The organism is Mesorhizobium sp. M1A.F.Ca.IN.020.06.1.1 (assembly GCF_004023265.1).
Classification (GTDB): domain Bacteria; phylum Pseudomonadota; class Alphaproteobacteria; order Rhizobiales; family Rhizobiaceae; genus Mesorhizobium.
The window spans coordinates 1-2,462 of sequence record NZ_RZSR01000898.1; the positions used below are offsets into that span (position 1 = coordinate 1).

Consider the following 2,462-nt stretch of genomic DNA (forward strand, 5'->3'; position numbering starts at 1 on the left):
TGTCCTTTTCGACGCGCCCGGTCTGCGCGGCGACGATGCGCAGCGGCTCGTAGCCGAGCGGTTTGCCGTCGTCCGGGACCGCAAGGTCGGCGCCGAGGTCGAAAAGATCGTTCTGGATGCGGGAGAGCATGGCGTCGAGCGCCGGATGATCGGTTGCGGTGTGGACGCGCGCCATGCCGACGCAGGCATTTGCTTCGTCCACCGTGCCGTAGGCTTCGACGCGCAGATCTGACTTCAGGCGCCGCTCGCCGCTGCCCAGACCGGTAGTGCCGTCGTCGCCGGTACGGGTATAGATCTTGTTGAGCTTGACCACCTTCTCCTCCCCGGCCCGTTACTTGCGGGTGAAGTAGACGGTCAGCATGATCAGCACCAGAGCTATGAACTGCAGCAGTACGCGGGCCTGCATCAGCTTGTTGGAGGTGAAGCCTGAGCCGCCGCGCATCATGTTGACGAGGCCGCGGATCAGCACGACCACGACGGCAGCCATGACGACAATGGCGAGGATGTTGAAGACGGTTGCCATGGTGCTGGCTCCAGTTGGGTTTCGGTCAGGCCCGCCTGGCGAGCACGCGGTAGAGCATCGAGGCCGGCAGGATGCGCTTGAGCGCCACGCCGATTCTGGCCGGCACCGTTACCACATAATGCGGGTGCGGGCGCTGTGACAGAAGCGCGTGGCGCAAGGCGGCATGGACCACCTCAGGTCCGGGCTTCAGACGCGAGACGCTGCCGCCGGCCTTGAGCCGCGCGAGCTGCGCCTGGTAGTCGGCGCGGTGAACGGAGTTCTCGACGTCGATGTTCTTCAAGAACCATACCAGGCCGTTGCTGGCGATCTTCGAGGTCACCGGCCCCGGCTCGATCAACGAGACATGAATGCCGCTGCCTTCGAGCTCCTGGCGCAGGCAAAGCATCAGGCCTTCGACGGCATGTTTCGACGCCGAATAGGCGCCGCGAAAACGGACCGGGGCGAGCCCCAGGATCGAGGAGCAGTGGACGAGGCGACCGTGCCCCTGGCGGCGCATGACCGGCACGACGCGGCGGGTCAGGTCGTGCCAGCCGAAGAAATTGGCTTCGAACTGCTCGCGCAGCGCTTCGACCGGCAGGTCCTCGACGGCACCGGGCTGCGCGTAGGCGCCATTGTTGAACAGCGCGTCGAGCGTGCCGCCCGTGCGCTCCAGCACGGCCTCGGCCAGGGCGGCGATGGACTCAGGCTCGCGATAGTCGAGATAGAAGGCTTCGATGCCCTCCGTCTCGAGCGCGGCGATGTCGGCCGGTGTGCGGGCCGTGGCGAATACGCGCCAGCCTTCCGCCTTCAATGCCCGCGCGCAATAGGCGCCTATGCCGGAGGAGGTGCCGGTGACGATGATGCTGCGCAACTGTTCAGCGGTGGGCAACGTTGTGGGACCTGGGGTTGCCATTTGCCGCAATCCCTTCCCATATTCGCGGCGTCGACACAATCGAGCGGAGCGCGGGTCCTTGCTCAGGAATATCGTCGCGGTCAAGCGCGTGCTCTACGATGCGATCGGCCATTTCACCACCGACGACGGCTGGGCAATGGCCAGCCATCTGGCGATCACCTCGCTGATGGCGCTGTTTCCGTTCCTGATCTTCGCAACGACGCTGGCCAGCTTTCTCGGCGCGCGCGCCTTCGCCGACACGGCCGTGCATCTGGTCTTCGACACCTGGCCGGAGCAGATTGCGAAGCCGATCGCGCGCGAGGTGCAGAATGTGCTCACCGTGCGGCGCAGCGACCTCCTGACCTACGGCGTGCTCTTAGCCGCCTACTTCGCCTCGAACGGCATCGAGGCGCTAAGGACCTCGCTCAACCGCGCCTATCGCGTTACCGAGACGCGCGGCATCATCCACCGCCGGGTGCAGAGCATCGTCTTCGTGCTGATCGCGACGGCCTGCTTTCTCGCCGTCAGCGTGCTTCTGGTGCTCGCGCCCCTGCTCGCGCGGCTGGCCGAGGCGCATCTGGAATGGATCAAGCCCTATATGGGCACGATCACCATATGGCGTTACGTGATCGCCTCGACGGTCATCGTCATCGGCCTGTTCGCGGTGCATATCTGGCTGCCGGCCGGCAAGCGCCGCTTCGTTTCCATCGTTCCGGGCATCGTCTTCACGCTGGTCGCGTGGCTGGCCGGCTCGACCATCTTCGCCACCTATCTCGACCATTTCTCGTCCTATGTGACGACCTATGCGGGGTTGGCCTCGATCATGATCGCGGTGGTGTTCCTCTACATCATCTCGGCCATTTTCATCCTTGGCGGCGAGCTCAATGCCGCGATCAGCCGCTATCTCGAGGCGCGCGCCCGCGTGGGTTGAGCTCTGTCCTGACGGGCGGTCGCGAGCCCGACGCCCAAAGTGGCGATCGCCATGCCGGCGATCTGCAGCAGAGTGAGCTCTTCGCCGAACAGAGCCCACGCGATGACGGCGGTTACGGCGGGCACAAGATAGAACAG

Annotated in this window: 4 protein-coding genes and 1 pseudogene; 1 reads left to right on the top strand and 4 read right to left on the bottom strand. The window is 65.0% G+C overall.

The window, feature by feature from the left end:
• The 3 genes and pseudogenes from EOA60_RS28695 to EOA60_RS28705 form a co-directional block, all read right to left on the bottom strand.
• Positions 1 to 313, bottom strand: a pseudogene (locus EOA60_RS28695) (ATP:cob(I)alamin adenosyltransferase); the annotation flags it as partial.
• 18 nt (positions 314 to 331) lie between these two features.
• Positions 332 to 523, bottom strand: coding sequence for a twin transmembrane helix small protein (locus EOA60_RS28700; RefSeq protein WP_066990167.1), 192 nt, complete (start codon positions 521 to 523; stop codon positions 332 to 334).
• Positions 524 to 548: 25 nt separating this feature from the next.
• Complete coding sequence (locus EOA60_RS28705; protein WP_095823962.1) at positions 549 to 1,415, bottom strand: SDR family oxidoreductase; 867 nt, start codon at positions 1,413 to 1,415, stop codon at positions 549 to 551.
• 58 nt (positions 1,416 to 1,473) lie between these two features.
• Here EOA60_RS28705 and EOA60_RS28710 point away from each other — a divergent pair, with 58 nt between their 5' ends.
• A complete protein-coding gene (locus EOA60_RS28710; RefSeq protein WP_066990164.1) occupies positions 1,474 to 2,325 on the top strand; it encodes a YihY/virulence factor BrkB family protein in 852 nt (283 codons plus the stop codon).
• Here EOA60_RS28710 and EOA60_RS28715 read toward each other — a convergent pair.
• The coding region (locus tag EOA60_RS28715; protein WP_164899618.1) for an EamA family transporter at positions 2,295 to 2,462 on the bottom strand (168 nt) is incomplete at its 5' end. The genes EOA60_RS28710 and EOA60_RS28715 overlap by 31 nt on opposite strands.